Raw genomic sequence first — 22,635 nt, forward strand, 5'->3', positions numbered from 1 at the left:
CCATGACGGACACGATCCCCACTGAGTTCGAGGTCCTCGACGAGCGCATGGCCGCGATCGGCGGCGACACGAGAATCGAGATCCTGTACACCGGCACCCGCTGGGGCGAGGGGCCGGTCTACTTCCCGGCCGGCCGGTTCCTGGTCTGGAGCGACATCCCGAACGAGCGCATGCTCCGCTGGGACGAGATGACCGGCGCGGTGGGCCCGTTCCGCCTGCCGTCCGGCTACGTCAACGGCAACACCCTCGACCGCGAAGGCCGGCTGATCTCCTGCGAGCAGGGCCCGCGCCGGGTCACCCGCACCGAGCACGACGGCTCCATCACCGTGATCGCCGACCGCTGGCAGGGGAAGCGCTTCAACAGCCCCAACGACGTCGTCGTACGCTCCGACGGCTCCATCTGGTTCACCGACCCCCCGTACGGGATCCTCAGCGACTACGAGGGCGTGGCCGCCGAGCAGGAGATCGGCGGTTGCCACGTCTACCGCGCCGACCCGGTGACGGGCGAGGTGCGGCGGGTGGCCGACGACTTCGACCGCCCCAACGGCCTGGCGTTCTCGCTGGACGAGCGGCACCTCTACGTGGCCGACACGCGGGCCAGGCACATCCGCGTGTTCGAGGTCCAGGACGACGGCAGCCTCGCCGGCGGCAAGGTGTTCGCGACGGGCGGCGAGCCGGACGCGTACGACGGCCTGCGCCTCGACGACAAGGGCCGGGTGTGGGCCGCGGCCGGCAAGGCCCTGCTCTGCTACGACCCCGACGGCACGCTGCTCGGCCGCCTGCGCCTGCCCGAGCCGACCGCGAACCTGGTGTTCGGCGGCCCCAAGCGCAACCGGCTGTTCATCGCGTCCGCGACCTCGCTGTACTCCCTGCTGACCAACGTCACAGGAGCGCGCCCGGTGTGGGCCACCGGGCGCTGACTCCTCCCGCCGCGCCCCCGCGACGGCGGGTGCGCGGCTCACTCCCATCGGAAGAGCCGTACGGCGAGACCGCCGAAGACGACCAGCCCTGCCGTCACCACCACCAGGTGGAGGACCTGCGGCGGGTGCCCGGCCCAGGTGTCCCTGAGCGCCGCGGCGAACGGCCCGGCCACCGAGTAGTCGCTGATCGTGCGCAGCACGTCCGGCATGACGTCGCGCGGCACCCACATCCCGGCGAGGAACATCAGCGGGAACATCACCGCGGACCCGATGCCGGGCGCGACCTTGGCGTTGGGCGCCAGGGAGGCGATGACCAGCCCCATGGCGAGCAGCGCCGCGGTGCCGAGCAGGAACACCAGCACGAACCAGGCGAGCTGCCGCGGCGGCGCCGAGCCGAACACCGCCGCCCCCGCGACGATCAGCAGCGCCGTGGTGACCACGCCGATGCCCAGGTTGATCAGCAGCTGCACCCCCAGCATCCGGGCGGGACCGACCGGGGTGGTGGACATCCGCCTGAGCACCCCCTGCTCCCGGTACGTGGACAGCGTCGCGGGCAGCACGCTGCAGGCCAGCGTCAGCAGCGCGAGCAGCACCATCATGCTGGGCCACTGCGCGTCCACGTACCGCTCACCGCCCGCGCCCGCCTCGGTGAAGAACGGGATGCTGAGCCCCAGCACGATCAGCAGCCCGAGCGGCAGCCCGATGGTGAAGAACAGCAGCGGCCACTCCCTCAGGTGCAGCCTGGTCTCCGTGACGAGCAGCTTCATGACAGCTTCCTTCCGGTCAGCGCGAGGAACGCGTCGTCCAGCGTGGCCTGCTCGATGCGCAGGTCTCCCGGGACGATCTGGTGGTGGGCCAGGGCGAGGGTGACGGCGGGCGCGAGGTTGCCCGAGCCGCTGACGATGACCTGTTCGCCGCTCCGCGTGACCTCGCGCACCTCGGGCAGCGCCAGCAGGACGGCGTCGTCCACCGGCGCGGACGGGCGGAAGCGCAGCCGCTGGTCGCCGCCCACCTGGGCGATGAGCCCCTCGGGGGTGTCGGTGGCGACGACGCGGCCGGCGTCGATGAGGGCGAGACGGTCGCAGAGCCGCTCGGCCTCCTCCATGAAGTGGGTGACCAGCACGATGGTCACGCCGGATGCGCGTACCTGCTCGATCAGCTCCCAGGTGTCCCTGCGGGCCTGCGGGTCGAGCCCGGTGGTCAGCTCGTCGAGCACGGCCACGCGCGGCCTGCCCACCAGGGCCAGCGCCACGGAGAGCCGCTGCCGCTGCCCGCCCGACAGGTTCCTGAACGTGGTATCGCGCTTGCCGCCGAGTCCCACCCGGTCGATCAGCTCGTGCCAGTCGGCGGGGTCGGGGTAGAAGGAGGCGTACAGGTCGAGCGCCTCGCGTACTTTGATCTTCTCCGGCAGCGCGGCGCTCTGGAGCTGCATGCCGATCACGCGGCGCAGCTCGTCGCGGTCGGTCGCCGGGTCGAGGCCGGCCACGCGTACGGTACCGCCGTCGCGCTGCCGCAGACCGGCGACGCACTCGACGGTCGTCGTCTTGCCGGCCCCGTTGGGCCCGAGGATGCCGAAGATCTCGCCCTCCGCCACCTCGAACGACACGTCGTCCACCGCGAGGTGATCGGGGTACTGCTTGCGCAGGTTCCTGACCTCGATGATTTTCATGCCATTGACGCTAGGGACGCGGACAAGAGGGCGGAATCTCGCTAGATGCCCGGCAAGGGTGTACTTAGGTGCAGTGACCTGACCCCTCCTGGTGCCGCAGACTGATGTCATGCTCAAGAGGTACGGTCACGTCGTCACGCTGCTGGCACTCGGTGTCCTGCAGGTGCCCATGATCGTCGTGAGCGGTTTCCTGCTGATGCTGTCGTTCGCGCTCGGCATGGTGTTCCTGTATCCGACGCAGGTGATGCTGGTCAGGCGGATGGCCGAGCTGCACCGCAGGCTGGTCACCGAACGGCTCGGCGTCACCATCGAGTCGCCCTACCTGCCCGCGCCCCCGCCTCCCGTGCCGCAGCCCGACGGCTTCTACCGCGCCGACCGTACGCTCTACAAGACGCCCCGCGTGCCCGAGTGGAACAACCGGTTCAAGTGGCTGCTCGGCGACCCGGGCACCTGGCGCGACCAGAGCTGGATGCTGCTCGACCCGCTGGTCAAGCTGCTGCTCCTCCCGGCGCTCCTGCTGGTGCCGAGGCGCGGCCTGGCGATCTACGCCCGCTGGTGCCGGCTGCTGCTGGACGCCACCGCCGCCAGCCGCCTGGCCGGCCAGGTCAGCCATCTCACGCGCACCCGCAACCTGGCCGCCGACTCCCAGGCGGCCGAGATGCGCAGGATCGAGCGCGACCTGCACGACGGCACGCAGGCCAGGCTCGTCGCCATCGGCATGACGCTGGGCGCGGTCGAGGAGCTCGTGGAAAAGGACCCGGCCGCGGCCAAGGCGCTGCTGGCCAGAGCCAGGGACGCCTCGTCGGAGACGCTCACCGAGCTGCGCAGGGTCATCCGCGGCATCCACCCGCCGGTGCTGGCCGAGCGCGGCCTGATCGACGCCGTACGCGCCCTCGCCATGGACCACCCGATGCACGTCACCGTGGACGCCGACCTGCCGAAACGGGCGGAGGCGCCGGTGGAGGCGGCGGTCTACTTCGCGATCAGCGAGCTGCTGACCAACGCCGCCAGGCACGGCGACGCCCAGAAGGTCAGCGTGGACATCAGCGCCCACGGCGCCGACCTGCGCGTCACGGTCATGGACGACGGCATGGGCGGCGCCGACCCGTCCAAGGGCAGCGGCCTGTCCGGCATCGAGCGGCGGATCGCGGCCTTCGACGGCGTGCTCGCCCTGCACAGCCCGCCGGGCGGCCCGACCACGGTCACCATGGAGCTGCCTCGCGTGCTGCCGGTGCCCGAGGCCGCGGCCCGCAAGATGCCGCGCTGGAAGATGGTCGTCGTGACGGCCCTCTGGGCCACGGCCTGGTGCCCCACCTTCCCCCAGGGGATCGTGGCGGCCGTCTTCAAGATCTTCGGCGTCGAGGAGAAGACCTGGTTCCTCGCCCTGCACCTGCCGCTGCCCTGGCAGTGGCCGACGATCATCGGCATGATCGCGGTAGGTGTCTTCATGCACGTCATGGCCATCCGCATCCCGGCGACCCACGACCACGGGCGTCTCATGCAAGACTTCTCCCCGCTCACGCTCGTCAAGCCCTGGAAACCATGAACCGCGTCCTCGTCGCAGAAGACCTCTACCTGCTCCGTGACGGCCTCGTCCACCTGCTGCAGGCCCACGGATTCACCGTCGTCGCCGCCGTCGAGAGCGGGCCCGAGCTGCTCAAGGGCCTGCTGGAGCTGCGCCCCGACGTCTCCATCGTCGACGTACGGCTGCCGCCCACCCTCACCGACGAGGGCCTGCAGGCCTCGCTCACGGCCAGGCGGCAGGTACCCGGGCTGCCCATCCTCGTGCTGTCCCAGCACGTCGAGCAGCTCTACGCCCGCGAGCTGCTGGCCGACGGCTCAGGCGGCATCGGCTACCTGCTGAAGGACCGCGTCTTCAACGCCGAGCAGTTCATCGACGCCGTACGCCGGGTCGCCGCAGGCGGCACCGCCATGGACCCGGAGGTGATCGCGAAGCTGCTGGCCAGCAACGCCAAGCGGGAGCCGCTCGGCGGCCTCACCCCACGCGAGCGCGAGGTCCTGGAGGCCATGGCAGAGGGACGCTCGAACGCGGCGATCTCCCAGCGCCTCTATCTGAGCGAGAGCGCCGTGGCCAAGCACACGGCCTCCATCTTCGCCAAGCTCGGCCTGGCGCCGTCCGACGACGACAACCGGCGGGTGCTCGCCGTGCTCGCCTACCTCAACAGCCGCTGACCGCCTGTCCCCGAACTGCGCTGAGTTGTCGGTGGCACCGGCTATTTTCATAGGGCAGGCGGCGACGAGAAGGTGGTATGAGGTGAAAATCCGGGTTAACCGCGATGTTCTGGCAGATGCGGTGGCATGGGCTGCCCGAGTCCTGCCCAGCCGTCCCGTGGTGCCCGTGCTGTCCGGGCTGCTGCTGGAGGCGACCGACGAGCTCACCCTGTCGGCGTTCGACTACGACGTCTCCGCGCGCGCCGCGATCGAGGCCGAGGTGTCCGAGGAGGGCCGCGTGCTCATCCCCGGCAAGCTGCTCGCCGAGATCAGCCGCAGCCTGCCCGCCGACGACGTCGAGCTGGTCACCGAGGGCGCCGAGGCGGTGCTCACCTGCGGCAGCGCCGAGTTCGGCCTCATCACCATGCCGGTCGAAGACTTCCCCGCCCTGCCCGCCATGCCGCCGGCCATCGGCGCCATCGGCGGCGGCGTGTTCGCCTCCGCGGTCGGCCAGGTCGCGCCGGCCGCCAGCCGCGACGACACGCTGCCCATGCTCACCGGCATCAGGGTCGACATCGAGGGCGAGTCGGTGGCCATGGCCGCCACCGACCGCTACCGCATCGCCGCCCGCGACTTCACCTGGCGTCCGGCCGCCCCCGACGTCGCCGTCTCCGCCATGGTGCCCGCCCGGGTGCTCGTCGAGGTGGCCAAGTCGCTGCGCGGCGGCGAGGTCTCCGTGGCCATGGGCGACGGGGTCGCCGGGTTCGAGAGCGTCGGCCGCAGCACCACCGTGCGGCTGCTCGACGAGCAGTTCATCGACTACCGCGCGCGGCTCACGTCCGAGTGGTCGATCAGGGCCGACATCGCGGTGGCGCCGTTCGTCAACGCGATCAAGCGGGTGGCCCTCGTGGCCGAGCGCAACACCGCGGTGCGGCTGTCGTTCAGCCAGGGGCAGGTGCTGATCCAGGCGGGCGGCGGCGACATCGGCCGCGGCACCGAAGTCGTGCCGTGCGAGCTGCGCGGCGACGACATCCAGATCGCCTTCCAGTCGCAGTTCCTGCTCGACGGGCTCACCGGCATCGAGACCGAGCTGGCCCGCATCAACCTCGAGTCGCCCACCAGGCCCGCGCTCATCCAAGACGTGCCGGGCGACGCCCAGCCGGCCTTCCGCTACCTCGTCATGTCCCTGCGTCAGACGTGAGCGCCGCCTGACGGGCGGCGACCAGCCTGAAGACCCGCTTGAACTCCGCGTACGCCTGCTCGCCCACGGCCCGCGCGTGGGCCGCCTCCAGCTCGGCCAGGATGGCGTCGGAGCGCGCGATGAAGTCGCGCCCCCTCTCGGTGGGCACGATCAGCTTGGCGCGCCGGTCGGCGGGGTCGCGCCGGCGCTCCACGTAGCCGAGCTCGACCAGCTCGTCCACCAGCGTGCCGATCACCTGCTTGTGCCGGCCCGAGCGCGCGGCGAGGTCCGTCGCGCGGCTGCCGTCGTCGTCGAGATAGGCCAGCACGGCGCCGTGGCGCGGCCGCAGCCCCGGATGCCCCTGCTCGGCCAGCGCGGCGAACAGCTCCCGCTGCAGCCCGAACAACGTGCGCCCGCTCAGCATCCCCAGATCGGGGTCCTCCTGGGTGCGCCGGCTCCTGTCCATGCTCCCCGCGCTCCCCGCGAGCGGCTCAGGACTCGGTGAGCGCGATGAGGATGTGCTCCATGCAGGCGTGACCGGCCCGCTCCGCCGCCGCGGCGTCGCCGGCCGCGATGGCCCTGGCGATGGCCTCGTGGGGGATGTAGTTCTTGTTCAGCGACGTCCCCGCGGCCGTGATGCTGGCCCGCAGGGCCGCCGAGAAGTCCTCGTAGAGGTCGATCAGCACGAGGTTGTGGGTCGCGTGCGCGACCGCCATGTGGAAGGCCAGGTCGGCCTCCACGAAGAAGTCGGGGTCGTCGAGCTCCCAGGCCCGCTCCCGCTCGGCCAGCGCCGCCTCGATGCGCCGGATGTCCTCATCCGTACGCCGGGTGGCGGCCAGCCGGGCGGACTCGACCTCCAGCGCACGGCGTACTTCGAGGATCTCCAGCTGCTCCGCCTGGCGCAGCCGCCGCAGCATCGCGCCGGACAGCTCGCTCGTCGCGCGGACGTAAGTGCCGTCCCCCTGACGGCACTCGAGCAATCCGGCGTGCGTGAGCGCGCGCACGGCCTCCCGAACGGTGTTGCGACCCACTCCGAGCTGCTCGGCGAGCGCGGTCTCGGTCGGGATCTTGCCGTTCATCGGCCACGACCCTGAGGTGATCTGCTCTTTGAGCTGATCGATCACCTGGTCGACGAGCGAAGCCCGCTGCGCCGTACGCAGACTCACAGTCCGCCTCCTCCGGGAAAGCCAATCATCCTATGAGTCAATGACTGGTAGACCCTAATTATTCCAGACTCAATAGGCCAAATCTGGAGCTCCCGGAGGGTCAGCGAGAAACTGTGGCGTCAATCGTCACCCCTGCCATGGCGGAGCGAACTCCGGCAGCTTCGAGGGCTTTACGATATGCCGCCGTCTGAAGTGCCCTGGACTCGCCCCTGCCATAAAGGTCGCCCAGCTCACGCCAGCACCGCGCGGCCTGCCGATCGGAGCCGAACACCGGCCGGTCGAGGGTGTCGAGCAGCTCGTACGCGTCGCGCAGCTGACCGGAGGCGTCGCCCGCCTGCTCGAAGGCGACGGTGGCCAGCACCAGGTGCGCCTCGGCCGCGGTGGTGCCGCTGCCGTCGTGGTCGAGCCCGGACGCCTTGACGGCCAGCTCGCCCGCGCCCACCAGGTCGCCGGCACGCAGCCTCACCCGCGCGTGGACGATCAGGCTCTCGCCGTATTCGCGCGCCGTGGCGGGGAAGACGGAGAACGCGCTGACGGCCTCGCCGGCCAGCCGCTCGGCCTCTTCGATCGGTCCCACGCCCATCCTGGCCCAGTGCATGGCGGCCCCGGCCAGCACCAGCGCGAGCCGGGTCGGCCGCCCGGCCATGATGGCGTCGTCGGCCAGCGCGACGGCCAGCGCGGAGTCCTCGCCCGCCGCGGCGGCGGCACTCGCGTGCCACAGAGCCCGGATCTCGGCGGAACGGTCCACAACCTGAGGCACGCCCGCCGTGTCGAGCACCTGCTTGACGTAGGCCAGCGCGGGGGAGTCGGTCTCGCTCTCACCACGCGCCTCGACAAGGGCCGCGGCCAGCTCGACGGCCAGCTCGCCCTGGGTGATCCGCAGCCGTTCGGCCTGCGCCAGCGCCGTGGCCGCGAGGTCGCGGGCCCGCAGCCGGTCGCCGGCCTGCTGGTAGCAGCGGCTCAACGCGATCGTGAGCGGCAGGTCGGCCAGCCGCTCAGGATGAGCCGCCGCCTCTCTGCGCAGCCTCTCGAACGCCTCCACCGCCTGCCCGAGCCGCCCCTGGGCCTCAAGGGCACGCGCCCTGCCGAACCGCGCCTGCGCGGTCAGCATCGCGTTCTCCTCGTCCGCGGCCTTCACGATCTCCGTGAACCGGTCCGCGGCGGTGGCGGGGTCGCCGTGCTGGAGTTCTAGCTCGGCATGGCGCAGGCCGAGCTCGGTGTCGATGCGCTGGCGAGGCTCGATCCCGTGAAGGAGGAACTCCGTCGTGCATCCGAGCCGCTCGGCCAGGAGCCGGGCAACCACAGGAGTCGGCGTACGCTTACCCGACTCAATGAGCGAGACATAACTGTCCGACAGGTCGGGTCCGGCCAGCTGGGCCTGAGACATCCGCCTGTTCAGCCGCAATCCACGGACGCGGTCACCGATGGTTCCCTGACTCGGCATCTCATCTCTCAAGGCGGGGAAGGGTCAACAACACGCAATGATTGCATGAAGTACCCGAATCTGGTATCCCCGCGTGAAGAATTTGCCACGTCGAGATTAATCGTCCCCGTCGTCCTTGCCGGGGAAAAGCATCTGGCAGACCTCTAGGTAGAGCGTCTCCGGATACGGAATGTATTCGACCGTTGACAGAGCCTGATCCTGACCGGCCGATTCGAGGATGAACTCACCGTAACCGAGCATGCGCCCAAGCAGAGATCTCTGGAAGCTCATGTCGGTGACCTTGCCCAATGGCATCATCGCGACCTTGCGCGTGATGAGGCCGGTGGTGAGCAGCATTCGCTTGGATGTCACCACAAAGTAATCGACCGACCACTCCGCGACTTTCCACACGAAACGGATCAGCAACAGCAGCCACAACCACCAGACGACGACCAGGGCCGTGCCGCCCGCCTCGCCACCGCCGAAGAATCTGCTGAGGAGCCCGGCGACGATGAGGCCGCCGAGCACCTCGGCGACCGGGCGCAGCAGAATGGCGGGATGCCGCCGCACCATGATGACCTGTTGTTCCTGGGGGAGGAGGTAGCGGTTGACCGACGATGGAGCAGAGTCCCCGTGGGTCACAAGTCTCATGAGAGGCTGTTCACGAATTGGGCCAGCGAGTCGGCCGCGTTGAACACCGTGTCGAACGCTCCCTTCACCGCGTCTGCGGCGTCAGCTGGTCGCGCGAACAGGTAGTACGCAACAAATGCGATACCACCGTATGTGAGGACCTTTTTGACCTGCACCGTCGCCTCCGTACCCACTTACCCACTCCACCCGCCCTATACATTACCCACCCGGATGCCGGGGTAAAGGTAACTTGGCAGGTAAGTTCTGATCTTGCTTAGCCGCGGTCGCTGGCCACCAGAGCCAGGACGTGTAGATGTTTACGCGCGATGCGCTCCACGAGGCTCGGATGGGCGTAGCCGGTGACCTCCAGCGCGCCGTAGTGCGCCGCCTCCACGCAGCGCGTTACCGTGGTCGCGGAGTGGATGCCGGCGAACTCGTCGCACAGCACCGTCTCCACGTCGGCGTACGGAGTCGGGTCCGCCTCGGTGTGCTCGCTCATCGTGCCCCCACGCGCATGCGGAAGATGTCTTCCAGTCTCTTCGTACCCACCCAACCACAGTATGTAACGAAGTGATGACGTGTCGTGACGGGTCGTGGACTTTTCCGAGAGAACTTTCCCGGGGCGGATGGGCGCCGCTCCGGAGAGGGCGGCGCGTGGGGAGGCTCGTGGGGGCGGGGGTTCGGACGTGGGGGTGAGGCTCGGAGAGTACGTCAGACGACGCCGTAGAGCCGGTCGCCGGCGTCACCGAGCCCGGGAACGATGTAACCGTTCTCGTTGAGCCGCTCGTCCAGGGCCGCCGTGACCACCCGGATCGGCTTGCCGGAGTTGGCGAACACCTTGTCCATGTGCGCCAGCCCCTCGGGGGCCGCCAGCAGGCACAGGGCCGTGACGTCGACCGCGCCCCGGTCGAACAGGAACTGCACCGCCGCCGCCAGCGTGCCACCGGTGGCCAGCATGGGGTCGACGACGTAGCACTGGCGCCCGGACAGGTCGTCGGGCAGGCGCGTCGCGTACGTCTCGGCCTGCAGCGTCGACTCGTTGCGGATCATGCCGAGGAACCCGACCTCGGCCGTCGGCAGCAGCCGCATCATGCCGTCGAGCATGCCCAGCCCGGCCCGCAGGATGGGCACCACCAGCGGGTACGGCTTCGCCATCCGCACCCCCTCGGCCTGCGCCACCGGCGTCTGCACGGTGACCTCGCTGACCCGGACGTCGCGCGTGGCCTCGTAGGCGAGCAACGTCACCAGCTCGTCCGCGAGCCTGCGGAAGGTGGGCGAGTCGGTGCGGACATCACGCAACGTGGTGAGTTTGTGGGCCACGAGCGGATGATCGACGACGAGGGTCTCCATGGCACCCAACGCTATCTCCTGCCCAACCCTGCTATCGACCCCCCACCAGCCCCTCAACCCGCCATGCCAGCAGCACGGGAAAGACCAGCCTCCGCCCCTCCTTGGAGGCCGGAAGGTCCCCCGTTCCGGGGAAGCGGCCTGCCTCTCCTCCCTAGAGAACGGAAGTCCTACGTCCGGACAAGCGGCCCTCCCTTCAAGGGACGGAGAGTCCCGTGTTCGGGGGAGCGGCCTCCTCTTCTGCCCAAAGGACGGAAGTCCTACGTCCGGACGAGCGGCCCTCCCTTCAAGGGACGGAGAGTCCCGTGTTCGGGGGAGCGGCCTCCTCTCCCTCCTAGAGGACGGAAGTCCTGCGTCCGCGAGAGCGGCTCTCCTCCCCAAGGGATGGAGAGCCCCATGTCCGGGGGGGGAGCGGTCACCTCTCCTTCCAAGGGACGGAGAGCCCCGCATCTGGGGAGCGGCCTCCTCTCCTTCCTAGAGGACGGAAGGCCCGCGTCCGGGAGAGTGGCCCTCCTCTCCAAGGGACGGAGAGCCGCGTGCCCGGGGGAGCGACGGTCACCTCCTCTCCTTCTCAAAGGACGGGAAGTCTCGCGGCCGGGGAGTGGCGGGCGTGCGGGTGGGGGCGCTGGGCTGCGCTTCCTCCTCCCTCCCCCCGAAGGCCGGGAACCGGCGCGGCGGGGAGGGTCGAACGTGACGGGAGGGGTGCGGGGGCATCACATCTTTGGTTTTGATCACAATTTGGTCGGAGAGGCACACGCCCGGTGGCCGGTTCTGGAACGATTGGGTCCTGGTGATATCTGCCGTGTCAGAGGTCGGGTGGGGATGGCGATGACAGACGAAGACGCTCTCGACTTCGCCATCGTGGTTTATCGCGAGGACGAGTGCTGGCAGGCCGAGCTCCTGCCGGTCACGCTCACGTCCGACCTGCACGGGCTCATCCATGCCCTGAAGCAGCAGCCGAGCGAGAGCGGCACGATCGGGCTGATCGCGGTCGGCGACGAGTTCTTCGTGGCGCTCAGGGTCATCGGCGACCGGGTCGACGTGTTCCTGTCCGACATCGCCGCCTCGTGGGACTTCCCGCTGGCCCGTCAGGTCCTTCACTACCTCGACGTCCCCGTGCCGGACGAGGAGGAGCTCGACGAGATCCTCCAGGACGAGGAGACCGTGCTCCCCGCAGGAGATCTGTCGATCTTCGCCGATCTCGGGTTGGACGAGATGGAGCTGGGCATCCTCTCCGGCGACATTGACCTGCTTCCCGAAGATGTGCTGTCCAGCATCGCCGCGCGGCTGGGGTTCTCCGAGCCGTTCGAGCGTGCCATCGAATCGGTCTTCGGCTGACCCCCCTGGAGCGCGGACATGGCGTCCAACACCTTCTCTGCGGCCTTCGTCAGGACCTCTGACGGCTGGAACGGTGCCGAGGTCGATCTCGGGGACGCCGAGATCGTCGACGACTTCGGTGACGCCGTCACGGAGACGCTGGGACTCTCCGGCGACGAGCTAGCCCTGCTGTGCGTCGAGGTCGAGGACGAGTGGTTCGCGATCGCCCGCTATCACGGCATCGAGGAGCCGCGGGTCTTCCTGTCCGACGTGCACGCCGTCGTGGCCGACAATCTCGGCGAGCTGTTCGCCGAGTTCGCCGGGGTGGCGCCCGACAAGGAGGGCAACGGGCTCGGCGTACGCCCGGCGGGCGACTTCGAGCTGCTCAGCGACCTGGGAGTGAGCTCCGAGGAGCTGCTTGAGCTGAGCATGGAGGAGGGCATGCTGCCGGCCGACATCCTGTCGGTGATCGCCGAGCGGCTGTCGTTCGCGGACGAGCTCGACCGGTTGCGGTGACGTACGAGGACGCCATGCGTCTGGCCCTGGCGGAGGCCGGTTCGGCCGCCGCGAGGGGTGAGATCCCCGTCGGCGCGGTCGTGCTCGACGAGCACGGCGAGGTGCTGGCCAGGGCGGGCAACGATCGCGAGTCCACGGCGGACCCGACGGCCCACGCCGAGGTGCTCGCGCTGCGCGCGGCCGCCGCACGGCGCGGCGAGTGGCGGCTCGGGGGCTGCACGCTCGTGGTGACGCTGGAGCCGTGCACGATGTGCGCGGGCGCCGCGGTGCTGGCCAGGGTGGAGCGGATCGTGTACGGCGCCACGGACGAGAAGGGCGGCGCCGTGGGCTCGCTCTGGGACGTCGTACGCGACCGCAGGCTCAATCATCGGCCCGAGGTCGTCATGGGCGTGCTCGCAGAAGAGTGCGGTGCGGCCCTAAAGCGGTTCTTCGCTACGCGCAGGATCCGGTAAGCTCTTCCGCGGTGGTGTCGCCTAGTGGCCGAGGGCGCACGCCTCGAAAGCGTGTGATGGGGCAACTCATCCGTGGGTTCAAATCCCACCACCACCGCCACGCCGAAGGGCCTCCGAGATCTCGGGGGCCCTTTCGCATGTCCGAGGACCATGCGGCGGGCGACAACCGTAATCGTGTTCACCGGTCGTTCACGGCCGGAAAATGATGTTGGCGGAAAAAAAATCAAAGGGGGCGCCGCGAGATTCGCGGCGCCCCCCTTTCTCAGTTGGGCAGTTCGAGGACCCTGGCGTGCAGGATCGATCGTTGGTGCAGCGCGGCCCGCAACGCTCGGTGCAGGCCGTCCTCCAGATAGAGCTCGCCCTGCCACTGCACCACGTGCGGGAAGAGATCCCCGTAGAACGTGGAGTCGGCCGCGAGCAGCGAGTGCAGGTCCAGCATGGCCTTCGTGGTGATCAACGAGTCGAGCCGGACCTGCCGTGGAGGGATTTGGGCCCAATCGCGGTTCGTCAGACCGTGGTTGGGATAAGGGCGTCCGTCGCCGACCAGCTTGAAGATCACCCCCCCGATTTTAGGAGAGAATCCGATTCCTCGCGTTGTCCGGTCGCGTCAGGCCGGGTTCTGGAGATCGCAGTCGGTGGGGGCGCCGTTTTCGTATCCGCGCTTGAACGCGGCCACGCGCTGCCCTGAGCTGCCGTGGGTGAACGATTCAGGATCGATTCTTCCGGTCGTGCGCCGCTGGATGCTGTCGTCGCCGACCGCCGCGGCGGCGTCGAGCGCCTCGGAGATCTCGGCGGAGGTGAAGGGCTGCTCGTAGAAGCCGGTGCTGACCGCGTTGCGGGCCCAGACGCCGGCGTAGCAGTCGGCCTGCAGCTCGACCGCGACCGAGCTCCCGCCGTCGAGGGCGCCGAGGAGATTCTGTACGTGGTGTCCGTACTCGTGGGCGATCACGTACGCCTGCGCGAAGGGCCCGCCCTTGGCGCCGAACTGGGATCGGAGCTGGTCGAAGAAGCTGAGGTCGAGGTAGACGCGCTGGTCGCCGGGGCAGTAGAAGGGGCCGGCGGAGGAACTCGCGGAGCCGCAGGCGGTCCTTAACCGTCCCGAGTAGAGGACGGTCTTCGCCGCCCGATATTCCGAAATGTCCTGCTTCCAGTAGTCCTGGATGCTGTTGACCACGCCCACCACCCGGCACTTCTCCGACTGGTCCGCGTCCTTGCCCTTCTGACACCGCGCCGACAGATCGGCGGGCGGCCTGCCCTGCCCCGGCTCGGCGCTCACGTTGTTGAGGACGAACACCAGCACCAGCACGATCAGGCCGACGATCCCGCCACCGCCGACCACCACACCCCCGGGGAAACCGGAGAAGCCGGAGAAGCCGCCGCCTCCTCCCGCGTCCTCCACCTGCGAGGCGTCGAGGTCCGCCTGGTCCCTGAAGTCCATGCTGACATCCCTTTCTGGGGTATTGCCCGCAGGACAGACTGCCCCGAACCAGGACCTCTCTATCGAGCCAGGCTCAGATCCGCCCGGAGAACGTGTCGCACCGCTGGGGGTCGCCGCTGTCGTACCCGGTGCTGAACCACTTCTCGCGCTGCTCCGACGTGCCGTGCGTGAACGCGTCCGGCGTCACGCGGCCCTGGGAGCGCCGCTGGATGCTGTCGTCGCCGACGGCCGCCGCCGCGCTGAGCGCCTGCTGGATGTCGTTCTGCGAGAACGGCTGCTCGTAGAAGCCGGTCTTGACCGCGTTGCGGGCCCAGACGCCGGCGTAGCAGTCGGCCTGGAGCTCCAGACGTACGGAAGGGCTGTCGGCGCCGGGCCGGCTGTCGCGGCCCCGCTGGTCCATGGTGCCGAGCAGGTTCTGTACGTGGTGTCCGTACTCATGGGCGATCACGTACGCCTGCGCGAAAGGCCCGCCCTCGGCCCCGAAGTCGCGCTGGAGCGTGTCGAAGAAGGTCAGGTCGAGGTAGACCCGGCGGTCGGCCGGGCAGTAGAACGGCCCCACCGCCGAGTCCGCCGCGCCGCAGCCCGTCTCGATGGCCCTGGTGAACAGCACGGTCTTGGCCGGCCGGTACGTCTCCCCGCCGTCGCGCAGCGCCCGCCGCCAGTACGTCTGGATGCTGTTGACCGTCCCGACCACCCGGCAGTCCTCCGACTGGTCGGCGTCGGCGCCGGTCTTGCAGCGCTCGGCCAGGTTGCCGGTGGCGGGGGCGCTCGGCGCCTGCCCGCCGCCCTGCCCGCCCGGATCGCCCTGCTCGCCAGGATCTCCGGTGAAGGACGTCGGGATGATGCCGAACAGGAACATCGCCCCCACCGCCAGGATGAGCAGCAGGCACCCGCCGCCCCGGCCGCTGATCGGCAACATGCAGCCGCCGGGCATCCTGCCGAACCCGCCGCCGGGCCGGGGGCCCGACGCGCGGGCGTCCTCGACCTGCGACGGGTCGAGCGGTTTGTCGTCGTCGAACTGCATCGAAGCCTCCGGCCGCAGTCCTGCCCCGTAGTGGAATGATTACGCAGAGCAATCTGTACGGATGCGATTTTTCCCGATATGTCAGTTACTCTGCCGCTATGACTGCTGGCATGATCGGGATCGCGCTGGTCTCATTGGGCATGGTGCTGACGCCCGGGCCCAACATGATCTACCTGGTGTCGCGCTCGATCACCCAGGGCCGCAAATCGGGGTTCATCTCGCTGGTCGGGGTGTTCCTCGGGTTCACGACGTACCTCATCGCGACCTGCCTCGGACTGACGGCGGTCTTCGCGTACGTACCGGCCGCCTACACCGCGCTCAAGCTCGCCGGCGCCGCGTACCTGCTCTGGCTGGCCTGGAACGCCGTCCGCCCGGGCGGCGCCTCCGCCTTCGAGCCGCGCGAGCTGCCCGTCGAACGCCCCGGCAAGCTGTTCACGATGGGCCTGCTGACCTGCCTGCTCAACCCCAAGATCGCCATCCTGTACCTGTCGTTGCTCCCGCAGTTCGTCGACCCGTCGATGGGACACGTCCTGCTGCAGAGCATCGCGCTCGGCTCGGTCCAGGTGGCCATCGGCACCCTGGTCAACGGCCTGATCGTGATCACGGCCGGCAGCCTCGCCGCGTTCCTCGCCCGCCGCCCCGTCTGGGTCCGCGTCCAGCGCTACCTCACCGGCACGGTGCTCGGCGTCTTCGCCGTCACCATGGCCACCGACCGCTCCAAGGCCATCGTGGCCTCCTGAACGCTCACGAGGCGAGTGCCGCGCGCAGCAGGTCGGCGTAGGCGCGGCGGCGGTCGGCGGGGAGCCAGCCGGGCTGCGGGGGTGTGCGGTAGAGGTCGTCGCCCGGGTAGCGGGGGAAGAGGTGCTGGTGGAAGTGCCAGACGTCCTGGTTGCCCGCGGGCTCGTTGTGCTGGCGGGTGGAGACGCCGGCACAGTCGTACGCGGTGCGCATGGCGCGGGCCAGCAGCTGAGTGGCGTCGAAGATGGCGTGGCCGTCGGCGGCGGGGAGGTCGTACAGATTCTCGTGGTGGGCGACGGGGATGATCAGCAGGTGCCCCGGGTTCCGCGGCCACCAGCGCGGACAGATCATCGCGAAGACCCGCTCGTCGCGGTAGACCACGTCGGGCTCGCGCTCCGAGGGGAGGTCGCAGAACGGGCAGTCGTAGTCGGCGGGTGCGTGGTTGTGCACGGGGGCACCTCCCAGTGGCGTTCGTCTCGGCTGCGGATCATGGTGTCAGGGGCTCAGCGGACGGCGTCGTCCGGCCCGCTGTCAGCAGTTGACCGCGACCGTGGTCTTGGGTCGGCCGGATGCGGGATCCAGGGACACGGGGAACGTCCGCTCATCGTTCACCCTGATCTCGAATGAACTCGTCCCCGTCCACCTGACCGACTCGTAGGCGTCGGCCGGGTCGTCACCGTTGAAGCAGGCGACGTGCCACTCCCTGCTGAGGAGCCCGTCGTCCCTGCGCAGGCTGAGCCACGTGATGCTGTCCGGCCCGAGCCCGGCCATCGACTGCTGGAGCCGGACCCGGTACGGGTCAGGGCCGTCCACGAAGCCGATGTCCTCCTGCGAGCCGAGTGCGGCGAGGAACAGGCCGATGAGCAGCGCCCCACTCCCGGCCAGCCCGGCGAGGATGATGACCAGTGCCCGTAGCCACTTCCACCGGAGCCCGAGCGCGGCCAGCACGACCAGCGTGCAGGCCAGCACGCTGAACGCGAACGGATGATTGAGATGCTCCCGCAGGAGCACCAGGCTCGAGTCCTGGACGTATACGAAGGCCGCGAGGCCGCCCAATAAGAGCGCGGCGATCAGCAGCACGAGCGAGCGAGCAGGCATCGGGGATCCCATCGACGAGGCGCCACCGAGATCATGACACCACCCCCCGGGGGGCGGTCCTGCAGTTCGTCACGCGGTACTTCAGCTGGAGTTCGCCGGCAGATCGTTCACGGCCGGGAGCCGTCGGTGAAGTGGTCGGCGCCGAGCGGATCGAGCGCCGGCTCCGCTGCATGCGGCCGAGGCCGGGAACGACGAAGGGGCCGACTTGGATGGGGTCGGCCCCTTCGCGTTACTGCCTCAACCAGGCGCGGAGGATGGGGGATTTGAACCCCCGATAGGTTGCCCTATACACGCTTTCCAAGCGTGCGCCCTCGGCCACTAGGCGAATCCTCCGCCGACGAGCTTACCGGACTTCCAGGGGTGCCAAGACCATGAATTTCCGGCCGGGCGGGTTCGCGCGGGGTGGAGCGAGCACTGCGGCATCCGGCTAGACTGTCCAGGGACCCCTCGCGCGGCGTCATCCTGTGAACCTCCCCAGGGCCGGAAGGCAGCAAGGATAAGCGGGCTCTGGCGGGTGTGCGGGGGGTCTCTTCGTTGAGAGCCCCCTCGCAGGCGGGATGGTCGCATGAGCCTTGCGCTTTACCGCAAGTACCGACCCGGGACCTTCGCCGAGGTCAAGGGTCAGGAACACGTCACCGACCCGCTGCGGCAGGCGTTGCGTACGGGCCGCATCAACCACGCTTTCCTCTTCAGCGGCCCCCGAGGGTGTGGCAAGACCTCCAGCGCGCGCATCCTGGCGCGTTCGCTCAACTGCGAGCAGGGCCCGACGCCCGACCCCTGCGGCGAGTGCGAGTCGTGCGTCGCGCTCGCCCCCACCGGCCCCGGCCACCTCGACGTCATCGAGATCGACGCCGCATCGCACGGTGGCGTCGACGACGCGCGCGACCTGCGTGAGCGGGCCTTCTTCGCCCCCGTGTCCGCGCGCTACAAGATCTACATCATCGACGAGGCGCACATGGTGACCCGCGAGGGTTTCAACGCGCTGCTCAAGCTCGTCGAGGAGCCCCCGCCGCACCTGAAGTTCATCTTCGCGACGACGGAGCCGGAAAAGGTCATCGGCACCATCAAGTCGCGTACCCACCACTATCCGTTCAGGCTCATGCCGCCCGCGACGCTCCGGGGGCTGCTGGAGGAGATCCTCACCTCCGAGAACGTGCCCTTCGAGCCCACCGCGCTGCCCCTCGTCGTACGCGCCGGCGCCGGCTCGGCCCGCGACTCCCTGTCGATCCTCGACCAGCTGCTCGCCGGGGCCGACGACGACGGCATCACCTACGCCAAGGCCGTCTCCCTGCTCGGCTACACCGACGGCGACCTGCTCGACGAGGTCGTCGGCGCGTTCGCGGCCCGTGACGGCGGACGGGTCTTCCACACGGTCAACCGGGTCATCGAGGGCGGCCACGACCCCCGCCGCTTCGCCTCCGACCTGCTCGAACGCTTCCGCGACCTGGTGATCCTGGCGAACGTCCCAGAGGCGGCCACCAGCGGGCTGCTCGACCGGCCGGCCGACGAGCTCGAACGCCTGGTCCAGCAGGCGTCCTCCATGGGCCCGGCCGAGCTGACCCGCGCGGCCGAGGTCTTCAACGCGGGCCTCACCGAGATGCGCGGCGCCACCTCGCCGCGGCTGCTGCTCGAGCTGATGTGCGCGCGCGTGCTGCTGCCCGGCGCCGAGCAGGGTGAAGGGGCGTTGCTCGCGCGGCTCGAGCGGCTCGAACGCGGTGGCACCGTGGCCCAGATGGCGGCCCGCGCCGCAGCCGCCCCGGCCGTCCCCGCTCCTTCCGCCGCGCCCGTGGCTCACGCCCCCGCGGCGGCCGCGACGGCTCCTGCCTCCTCCGCCCCCTCTGCCACGCCTGGCGCCTCCGCTGCGCACGCTCCCGTCGCTGCCGGTGCGCAGGGGCCGGGGGCGGGTGCGCGGGCTCAGGTGGCGGGTCCCGGCGGGTCGGACGGAGACGCGAAGGGCGCCGGGCAGGCTTCCGGTGATGACTGGCCCGAGGCGGTTCGTCCGGGGGCCGGTGCGGCGTCCGCAGGGACCGCTCCATCGAGCGCCGCCGCCAGTGCGGCTCCTTCCGGCGGTACGCCTCCGGCCGCGGCCCCGAGCGCCGGCGGAGCCGGTGGTCTCCAGTCGCAGTGGCCCGCCGTGCTGGCCGCGCTCAAGCAGCGCAGCATCGTCGTCTGGGCCAACGTGAGCACCAACGCTCAGGTGGTCGGCGTGGAGGGCAACCTCGTCACGCTCGGCTTCACCCAGGTCGGTGCGATGAAGAACTTCACCGGCGGTGGCAAGGACGCCGTCGTGGCCGCCGCGCTGGGCGACGTGCTCGGCGGCACGTGGCGGGTCGAGGCCGTGGTCGGGGGCTCCCCGATGCCGCAGGCGTCCCGTGGCCCCGCCCGTCCCCCTGCGCAAGGGGGTCCTCAGGGCACGCCCGGCGGTCAGGCGAACGGCCATCAGGGTGCGTCCGGTGGTCAGGCGAGCGGTCATCAGGGTGCGCCGGGCGGTCAGGCGAACGGTGCTCAGGGTGGTCACGGGCCCTCCGGCGGGCACGGGCCGAACGTCCAGAGCGCGCAGGGGTCCGCCGGTTCGCCCGGGGCCTCGGACGCCGCTCAGGGCGGCGGGCAGGGCGCGTCCGGCTCTCAGGGACGTACGGCCTCACACGGGTCCTCCGACGACGGCGGCGGGCAAGACGCCGACCAGCCTCCGGCCGGCCCATCGGCGGCGGCCCCCGCGACCACCGACGAGTCCTGGCCCGACGCCCCCGACGACGACCCGGGCCCCGGCTCCCCACCCGGGCCTGACCTGACGCAGACCGTCCCCGCCGGGCAGCGCGTCTCCAGCGGTCCGGGCAGCGGTCTCGCCGCCGCCCGTTCGGCCGCCAAGGCCGCGGCCGCGGCCGGTCCCCGTGCCCCGGGCGCCAGGGGCGGCGCGTCCACGTCCATGTCGACGTCCGCGTGGCCGAGCGCGATCCCCGGCCGCGGCACCAAGGCCACCGACTCCGACGACGTCGACCCACTCAACGACGCCGACGCCGACACGGTCGCCCTCTCAGGCATGGCCCTCCTCGAACGCGAACTGGGCGCCAAGGTCATCGGCGAGATCGATCACCCCTGACCCTCGCCGGGCGCTTCGGCGGGCGTCTTGAGAAGAGGGGGAGGGTGACTGCGGGCCGCAGCGGGCGGCCGAGCCGGCAGGCGACTGCCCGGTAGGAGGGGCGCGGTCCGTCTGGTAGCTCGGTCGGGCGGCCGGGGCCGCAGGTGGCTGCCGTATAGAGGAGTGGCTCCTAGGCCGGAGGCGGGTCGGCTGAGCGCGGCGGGGTTTCGCGTAGCCGGTGGTGGGCGGGGTCAGGAGAGCAGGCGGGAGCGGGCGGCGGCGCTGCGGGGGTCGGTCGGGGGGAGGGCGGCGAGGCGTTCCAAGATCTCGTAGTCGTCGCGGCCGTTGCAGGTCTGTGCGTACGTCCACAAGTCCTCGGGTGTCCCGTGCCGCAGGAGGCAGGCGCGGACCTGGGCTTCGAGTTCGTCGCGTTCGCGGCGGATCTCCGGTGACTCCGAGCGGGGCAGCAGTGGGCCGGGGTAGGAGCGGGCGAGGCTGGCGGGGTCGCCGGCGGGCAGCATGCGGCGCAGCGCGAGGAAGTCGGCCTCGACGGGGCAGGTCAGCCGGTACGGCTTCGCCGCGATGGCGTCGCCGAGCTGGGCGCGGAGCCGGTGGATCTCGGCCCGGATGGTGACGGGGTTGCCGTCGTCGCCGTAGAGGTGGAAGGAGAGCTGCTCGGCGGTCAGGCCGTGGGGGTGGAGGGCGAGGAGCGTGAGGATCTCGGCGTGCCGCAGCGACAGGGGGCGGTCGCGGTCGCCGTAGGAGGCGGAGGGCGGGCGCTCGCCGAGGAAGGACAGCGTGAGCAGGGGTGGGGCGGTGGGCAGAGCGGGCCGCAGGAGGTAGCCGTCGGAGAAGGGCTCGAGCAGGGCGACGCTGCCGTCCCTGAGGATCATGCGCCGCCCGGCGAAGTGGGTGCGCTCGTCGAGGTGGACGCGCTCGCCGAGGTCGCCGGCCGGGTCGCCGGAGATGACGCGGCCGGTGGCCGACAGCAGGACCCCTGGCCGGCTGCGCAGCGACTCGTAGCGGCGGCGCAGGCGTTCGTCGCGCTCGTGCATGCGCAGCGCGAGCTGCGTCTCGGCGAGCTTGGCCGTGGTGGCGACGAGGGCGACGGTGGCGGGGTGGAGGCTGCGGGAGGTGCCGCTGATGTCGACGCAGCCGATGACCCGGCCGGAGTCGGGGTCGGTGATGGGGGCGGCGCTGCAGGACCAGACGTGCAGCACCCGCATGAGGTGCTCTTCGGAGAAGACGTGGACGGGCCGGCCGGTGGCGAGCGCGGTGCCGATGCCGTTGGTGCCGACGTGCTGCTCGCTCCACTGGTGACCGTCGGCCAGGCCGATGCCGTCGGCGCGCGACAGCGTGGTGTGGTTTCCCTCGCGCCACAGCACGTGCCCGTCACCGTCGGTGACGATCATGACGTGGCCGCTGGCGTCGGCGAGCCCGGCCAGGGTCTGGGCGAGCAGCGGGAGCAGCGGGCGCAGCGGGTGGTCGTCGCGCAGGTCCCTGATGTGGGAGGGGTCGATGACGAGCGGCGCGCTCGTGCCTTCGAGATCGATGCCGGCGTCGAGCGAGCGGAGCCAGGATGCCTTGATCAGGCGGCGGGGCGCGTGCGGCCAGCTCTGGCCGGCGGCGACGGCTTCGTAGGCCCCGCGCAGCAGGCGGGAGTACGCGTCGAGATGGGGGTAACTCATCGGTCACTCCAAGTAGTCAAGTAGAGCATCCGTCTTATGAGCCATAAGCGCAAGTCGTTCGGGGGATTGCGGAGGGTGATTGAATGAACGCAACGTGTGTGCAACGTTGCCCCCGCTAGCCTTCTTGACCAACGCGTCGGCGTGGTGCGGCCGCTCCGCCGACGTGGTGGCCGGGTCTCGGACGCTGGAGGGGGGCCGAGATCCGGCCAGAACACGCCGACACACGACAGAACATGGTCATGAGGGCCTGGTCAGGACGGCGCTTCTACACCGGAAAAGCCCGCCATGAGGGGCATCGAGGAGCGCAATTCGCATCTCGTACGGGGAAAAGGCCACGAAACAAGGGGACACCCCAGTACATGACGCCGCCCAAACACCGTAGGCTCGTGGCAGTCAAGAACGCGGAGCCACGAGGAGCGCACGACGGTGAACCCAGGGGATGTCAACCTGCAGCAGCTGCTGGAGCAGGCCCAGCTCATGCAGCAGCAGCTCGTGAGCGCCCAGCAGGAGCTCAACGACGCGCAGATCGAGGGCTCGGCCGGCGGCGGCCTGGTCACGGCCGTCGTCAACGGCTCGGGCGAGCTGCTGGAGCTCAAGATCGACCCGAGTGTGATCGACGCGAGCGACGCGCAGGACACCGCCGACACGATCGCCGACCTGGTGATCGCGGCCGTCCGCGACGCCGTACGCGCGGCCGCCGACCTGCAGCAGGAAAAGCTCGGCCCGCTCGCGCAGGGGCTGGGCGGCGGCGGCCTCGGACAGTTGCCAGGGTTCTAGG

The 22,635-nt window shown here is 70.3% G+C and carries 25 protein-coding genes, 2 tRNA genes and 1 other RNA gene; 12 read left to right on the top strand and 16 right to left on the bottom strand.

The window, feature by feature from the left end; genetic code table 11:
- The first annotated feature begins 2 nt into the window (after positions 1-2).
- Positions 3-920: an SMP-30/gluconolactonase/LRE family protein gene (locus ACFFR3_RS37030; RefSeq protein WP_345393057.1), complete on the top strand. Its 918-nt coding sequence runs from the start codon at positions 3-5 to the stop codon at positions 918-920.
- A gap of 38 nt (positions 921-958) precedes the next feature.
- On the opposite strand, the gene ACFFR3_RS37035 is transcribed toward ACFFR3_RS37030, so the two are convergent.
- Both ACFFR3_RS37035 and ACFFR3_RS37040 read right to left on the bottom strand, forming a co-directional pair.
- Positions 959-1,687, bottom strand: a complete 729-nt coding sequence (locus ACFFR3_RS37035; protein ID WP_379484639.1) for an ABC transporter permease — start codon at positions 1,685-1,687, stop codon at positions 959-961.
- Positions 1,684-2,589 (bottom strand): ABC transporter ATP-binding protein, encoded by a 906-nt coding sequence (locus ACFFR3_RS37040; protein ID WP_364368794.1) that lies wholly within the window; start codon positions 2,587-2,589, stop codon positions 1,684-1,686. The genes ACFFR3_RS37035 and ACFFR3_RS37040 overlap by 4 nt, the downstream gene beginning before the upstream one ends.
- A 109-nt stretch (positions 2,590-2,698) precedes the next feature.
- Between ACFFR3_RS37040 and ACFFR3_RS37045 the strand changes: the two genes are divergently transcribed.
- The 3 genes from ACFFR3_RS37045 (at position 2,699) to dnaN (ending at position 5,962) form a co-directional block, all read left to right on the top strand.
- Positions 2,699-4,135, top strand: a complete 1,437-nt coding sequence (locus ACFFR3_RS37045) for a sensor histidine kinase (protein ID WP_379484640.1) — start codon at positions 2,699-2,701, stop codon at positions 4,133-4,135.
- Positions 4,132-4,782 carry a response regulator transcription factor gene (locus tag ACFFR3_RS37050; RefSeq protein WP_345393051.1) on the top strand — a complete coding sequence of 217 codons (651 nt, stop codon included), beginning with the start codon at positions 4,132-4,134 and terminating at the stop codon, positions 4,780-4,782. The genes ACFFR3_RS37045 and ACFFR3_RS37050 overlap by 4 nt, the downstream gene beginning before the upstream one ends.
- Positions 4,783-4,864: 82 nt before the next feature.
- Positions 4,865-5,962 (top strand): DNA polymerase III subunit beta, encoded by a 1,098-nt coding sequence (gene dnaN, locus ACFFR3_RS37055; protein ID WP_364368800.1) that lies wholly within the window; start codon positions 4,865-4,867, stop codon positions 5,960-5,962.
- Here dnaN and ACFFR3_RS37060 read toward each other — a convergent pair.
- The 7 genes from ACFFR3_RS37060 to upp form a co-directional block, all read right to left on the bottom strand.
- Positions 5,940-6,407: a MarR family winged helix-turn-helix transcriptional regulator gene (locus ACFFR3_RS37060; RefSeq protein ID WP_379484641.1), complete on the bottom strand. Its 468-nt coding sequence runs from the start codon at positions 6,405-6,407 to the stop codon at positions 5,940-5,942. The genes dnaN and ACFFR3_RS37060 overlap by 23 nt on opposite strands.
- A gap of 25 nt (positions 6,408-6,432) precedes the next feature.
- Positions 6,433-7,107, bottom strand: a complete 675-nt coding sequence (locus ACFFR3_RS37065) for a FadR/GntR family transcriptional regulator (RefSeq protein ID WP_355417489.1) — start codon at positions 7,105-7,107, stop codon at positions 6,433-6,435.
- Positions 7,108-7,207: 100 nt separating this feature from the next.
- The gene (locus ACFFR3_RS37070) at positions 7,208-8,551 is read right to left on the bottom strand and encodes a helix-turn-helix domain-containing protein (protein WP_345393048.1); all 1,344 of its coding nucleotides are present in this window, start codon (positions 8,549-8,551) and stop codon (positions 7,208-7,210) included.
- 96 nt (positions 8,552-8,647) lie between these two features.
- Entirely contained in the window at positions 8,648-9,181 is a 534-nt protein-coding gene (locus tag ACFFR3_RS37075; protein WP_355417483.1) for a PH domain-containing protein, read from the bottom strand.
- Complete coding sequence (locus ACFFR3_RS37080) at positions 9,178-9,354, bottom strand: hypothetical protein (protein ID WP_345393045.1); 177 nt, start codon at positions 9,352-9,354, stop codon at positions 9,178-9,180. The genes ACFFR3_RS37075 and ACFFR3_RS37080 overlap by 4 nt, the downstream gene beginning before the upstream one ends.
- Before the next feature lie 80 nt (positions 9,355-9,434).
- Positions 9,435-9,659: a hypothetical protein gene (locus ACFFR3_RS37085; protein ID WP_345393042.1), complete on the bottom strand. Its 225-nt coding sequence runs from the start codon at positions 9,657-9,659 to the stop codon at positions 9,435-9,437.
- Between the two features lie 212 nt (positions 9,660-9,871).
- Positions 9,872-10,510 (bottom strand): uracil phosphoribosyltransferase, encoded by a 639-nt coding sequence (gene upp, locus ACFFR3_RS37090; protein ID WP_364560037.1) that lies wholly within the window; start codon positions 10,508-10,510, stop codon positions 9,872-9,874.
- An 819-nt stretch (positions 10,511-11,329) separates the two neighbouring features.
- Here upp and ACFFR3_RS37095 point away from each other — a divergent pair.
- From ACFFR3_RS37095 to ACFFR3_RS37110, 4 genes are all read left to right on the top strand, one after another.
- The gene (locus ACFFR3_RS37095; protein ID WP_379484642.1) at positions 11,330-11,845 is read left to right on the top strand and encodes a tRNA adenosine deaminase-associated protein; all 516 of its coding nucleotides are present in this window, start codon (positions 11,330-11,332) and stop codon (positions 11,843-11,845) included.
- An 18-nt stretch (positions 11,846-11,863) separates the two neighbouring features.
- On the top strand, positions 11,864-12,340 hold the full coding sequence (locus ACFFR3_RS37100; protein WP_345393036.1) for a tRNA adenosine deaminase-associated protein: 477 nt from the start codon (positions 11,864-11,866) through the stop codon (positions 12,338-12,340).
- A 14-nt stretch (positions 12,341-12,354) separates the two neighbouring features.
- Positions 12,355-12,792 (top strand): tRNA adenosine(34) deaminase TadA, encoded by a 438-nt coding sequence (gene tadA / locus ACFFR3_RS37105; protein WP_345393033.1) that lies wholly within the window; start codon positions 12,355-12,357, stop codon positions 12,790-12,792.
- Between the two features lie 10 nt (positions 12,793-12,802).
- Positions 12,803-12,892, top strand: a tRNA-Ser gene (locus ACFFR3_RS37110).
- 162 nt (positions 12,893-13,054) lie between these two features.
- Here the strand turns inward: ACFFR3_RS37110 and ACFFR3_RS37115 are convergent.
- The 3 genes from ACFFR3_RS37115 to ypfJ (ACFFR3_RS37125) all read right to left on the bottom strand — a co-directional run bounded on the left by ACFFR3_RS37115 (position 13,055) and on the right by ypfJ (ACFFR3_RS37125) (position 15,254).
- Positions 13,055-13,351 carry a type II toxin-antitoxin system VapB family antitoxin gene (locus ACFFR3_RS37115; protein ID WP_345393030.1) on the bottom strand — a complete coding sequence of 99 codons (297 nt, stop codon included), beginning with the start codon at positions 13,349-13,351 and terminating at the stop codon, positions 13,055-13,057.
- Between the two features lie 48 nt (positions 13,352-13,399).
- Positions 13,400-14,230 (bottom strand): KPN_02809 family neutral zinc metallopeptidase, encoded by an 831-nt coding sequence (ypfJ, locus tag ACFFR3_RS37120; RefSeq protein ID WP_345393027.1) that lies wholly within the window; start codon positions 14,228-14,230, stop codon positions 13,400-13,402.
- A gap of 73 nt (positions 14,231-14,303) precedes the next feature.
- Positions 14,304-15,254, bottom strand: a complete 951-nt coding sequence (ypfJ, locus tag ACFFR3_RS37125; RefSeq protein WP_364368820.1) for a KPN_02809 family neutral zinc metallopeptidase — start codon at positions 15,252-15,254, stop codon at positions 14,304-14,306.
- Positions 15,255-15,352: 98 nt separating this feature from the next.
- Here ypfJ (ACFFR3_RS37125) and ACFFR3_RS37130 point away from each other — a divergent pair, with 98 nt between their 5' ends.
- Positions 15,353-15,994 (top strand): LysE family translocator, encoded by a 642-nt coding sequence (locus ACFFR3_RS37130; protein WP_379484643.1) that lies wholly within the window; start codon positions 15,353-15,355, stop codon positions 15,992-15,994.
- 4 nt (positions 15,995-15,998) lie between these two features.
- Here the strand turns inward: ACFFR3_RS37130 and ACFFR3_RS37135 are convergent, their stop codons facing one another.
- From ACFFR3_RS37135 to ACFFR3_RS37145, 3 genes are all read right to left on the bottom strand, one after another.
- Entirely contained in the window at positions 15,999-16,442 is a 444-nt protein-coding gene (locus ACFFR3_RS37135) for an HIT family protein (RefSeq protein ID WP_379484644.1), read from the bottom strand.
- An 81-nt stretch (positions 16,443-16,523) separates the two neighbouring features.
- Positions 16,524-17,090, bottom strand: a complete 567-nt coding sequence (locus ACFFR3_RS37140) for a hypothetical protein (protein WP_379484645.1) — start codon at positions 17,088-17,090, stop codon at positions 16,524-16,526.
- 248 nt (positions 17,091-17,338) lie between these two features.
- Positions 17,339-17,423 (bottom strand) — tRNA-Ser (locus ACFFR3_RS37145).
- 105 nt (positions 17,424-17,528) lie between these two features.
- Between ACFFR3_RS37145 and ffs the strand changes: the two genes are divergently transcribed.
- Together ffs and ACFFR3_RS37155 are read left to right on the top strand one after the other, a co-directional pair.
- An RNA gene (ffs, locus tag ACFFR3_RS37150) (signal recognition particle sRNA small type) lies at positions 17,529-17,624 on the top strand.
- A 31-nt stretch (positions 17,625-17,655) separates the two neighbouring features.
- Positions 17,656-20,190 (top strand): DNA polymerase III subunit gamma and tau, encoded by a 2,535-nt coding sequence (locus ACFFR3_RS37155; protein WP_364368832.1) that lies wholly within the window; start codon positions 17,656-17,658, stop codon positions 20,188-20,190.
- Between the two features lie 230 nt (positions 20,191-20,420).
- On the opposite strand, the gene ACFFR3_RS37160 is transcribed toward ACFFR3_RS37155, so the two are convergent.
- Positions 20,421-21,857: a helix-turn-helix domain-containing protein gene (locus tag ACFFR3_RS37160; protein ID WP_379484646.1), complete on the bottom strand. Its 1,437-nt coding sequence runs from the start codon at positions 21,855-21,857 to the stop codon at positions 20,421-20,423.
- A gap of 426 nt (positions 21,858-22,283) precedes the next feature.
- Here ACFFR3_RS37160 and ACFFR3_RS37165 point away from each other — a divergent pair, with 426 nt between their 5' ends.
- A complete protein-coding gene (locus ACFFR3_RS37165) occupies positions 22,284-22,634 on the top strand; it encodes a YbaB/EbfC family nucleoid-associated protein (protein WP_345392995.1) in 351 nt (116 codons plus the stop codon).
- The last annotated feature ends 1 nt before the right edge of the window (position 22,635 follow it).

Origin of the sequence: Nonomuraea salmonea (assembly GCF_042428605.1) — a bacterium.
Lineage (GTDB): Bacteria > Actinomycetota > Actinomycetes > Streptosporangiales > Streptosporangiaceae > Nonomuraea > Nonomuraea salmonea.

Coding starts and splice junctions, on each gene's coding strand:
- ACFFR3_RS37030 (WP_345393057.1), top strand. CDS start 3: ATGACGGACACGATCCCCACTGAGTTCGAGGTCCTCGACGAGCGCATG.
- ACFFR3_RS37035 (WP_379484639.1), bottom strand. CDS start 1,687: ATGAAGCTGCTCGTCACGGAGACCAGGCTGCACCTGAGGGAGTGGCCG.
- ACFFR3_RS37040 (WP_364368794.1), bottom strand. CDS start 2,589: ATGAAAATCATCGAGGTCAGGAACCTGCGCAAGCAGTACCCCGATCAC.
- ACFFR3_RS37045 (WP_379484640.1), top strand. CDS start 2,699: ATGCTCAAGAGGTACGGTCACGTCGTCACGCTGCTGGCACTCGGTGTC.
- ACFFR3_RS37050 (WP_345393051.1), top strand. CDS start 4,132: ATGAACCGCGTCCTCGTCGCAGAAGACCTCTACCTGCTCCGTGACGGC.
- ACFFR3_RS37060 (WP_379484641.1), bottom strand. CDS start 6,407: ATGGACAGGAGCCGGCGCACCCAGGAGGACCCCGATCTGGGGATGCTG.
- ACFFR3_RS37070 (WP_345393048.1), bottom strand. CDS start 8,551: ATGCCGAGTCAGGGAACCATCGGTGACCGCGTCCGTGGATTGCGGCTG.
- ACFFR3_RS37075 (WP_355417483.1), bottom strand. CDS start 9,181: ATGAGACTTGTGACCCACGGGGACTCTGCTCCATCGTCGGTCAACCGC.
- ACFFR3_RS37085 (WP_345393042.1), bottom strand. CDS start 9,659: ATGAGCGAGCACACCGAGGCGGACCCGACTCCGTACGCCGACGTGGAG.
- upp (WP_364560037.1), bottom strand. CDS start 10,510: ATGGAGACCCTCGTCGTCGATCATCCGCTCGTGGCCCACAAACTCACC.
- ACFFR3_RS37095 (WP_379484642.1), top strand. CDS start 11,330: ATGGCGATGACAGACGAAGACGCTCTCGACTTCGCCATCGTGGTTTAT.
- ACFFR3_RS37100 (WP_345393036.1), top strand. CDS start 11,864: ATGGCGTCCAACACCTTCTCTGCGGCCTTCGTCAGGACCTCTGACGGC.
- tadA (WP_345393033.1), top strand. CDS start 12,355: ATGCGTCTGGCCCTGGCGGAGGCCGGTTCGGCCGCCGCGAGGGGTGAG.
- ypfJ (WP_345393027.1), bottom strand. CDS start 14,230: ATGGACTTCAGGGACCAGGCGGACCTCGACGCCTCGCAGGTGGAGGAC.
- ypfJ (WP_364368820.1), bottom strand. CDS start 15,254: ATGCAGTTCGACGACGACAAACCGCTCGACCCGTCGCAGGTCGAGGAC.
- ACFFR3_RS37130 (WP_379484643.1), top strand. CDS start 15,353: ATGACTGCTGGCATGATCGGGATCGCGCTGGTCTCATTGGGCATGGTG.
- ACFFR3_RS37140 (WP_379484645.1), bottom strand. CDS start 17,090: ATGCCTGCTCGCTCGCTCGTGCTGCTGATCGCCGCGCTCTTATTGGGC.
- ACFFR3_RS37155 (WP_364368832.1), top strand. CDS start 17,656: ATGAGCCTTGCGCTTTACCGCAAGTACCGACCCGGGACCTTCGCCGAG.
- ACFFR3_RS37160 (WP_379484646.1), bottom strand. CDS start 21,857: ATGAGTTACCCCCATCTCGACGCGTACTCCCGCCTGCTGCGCGGGGCC.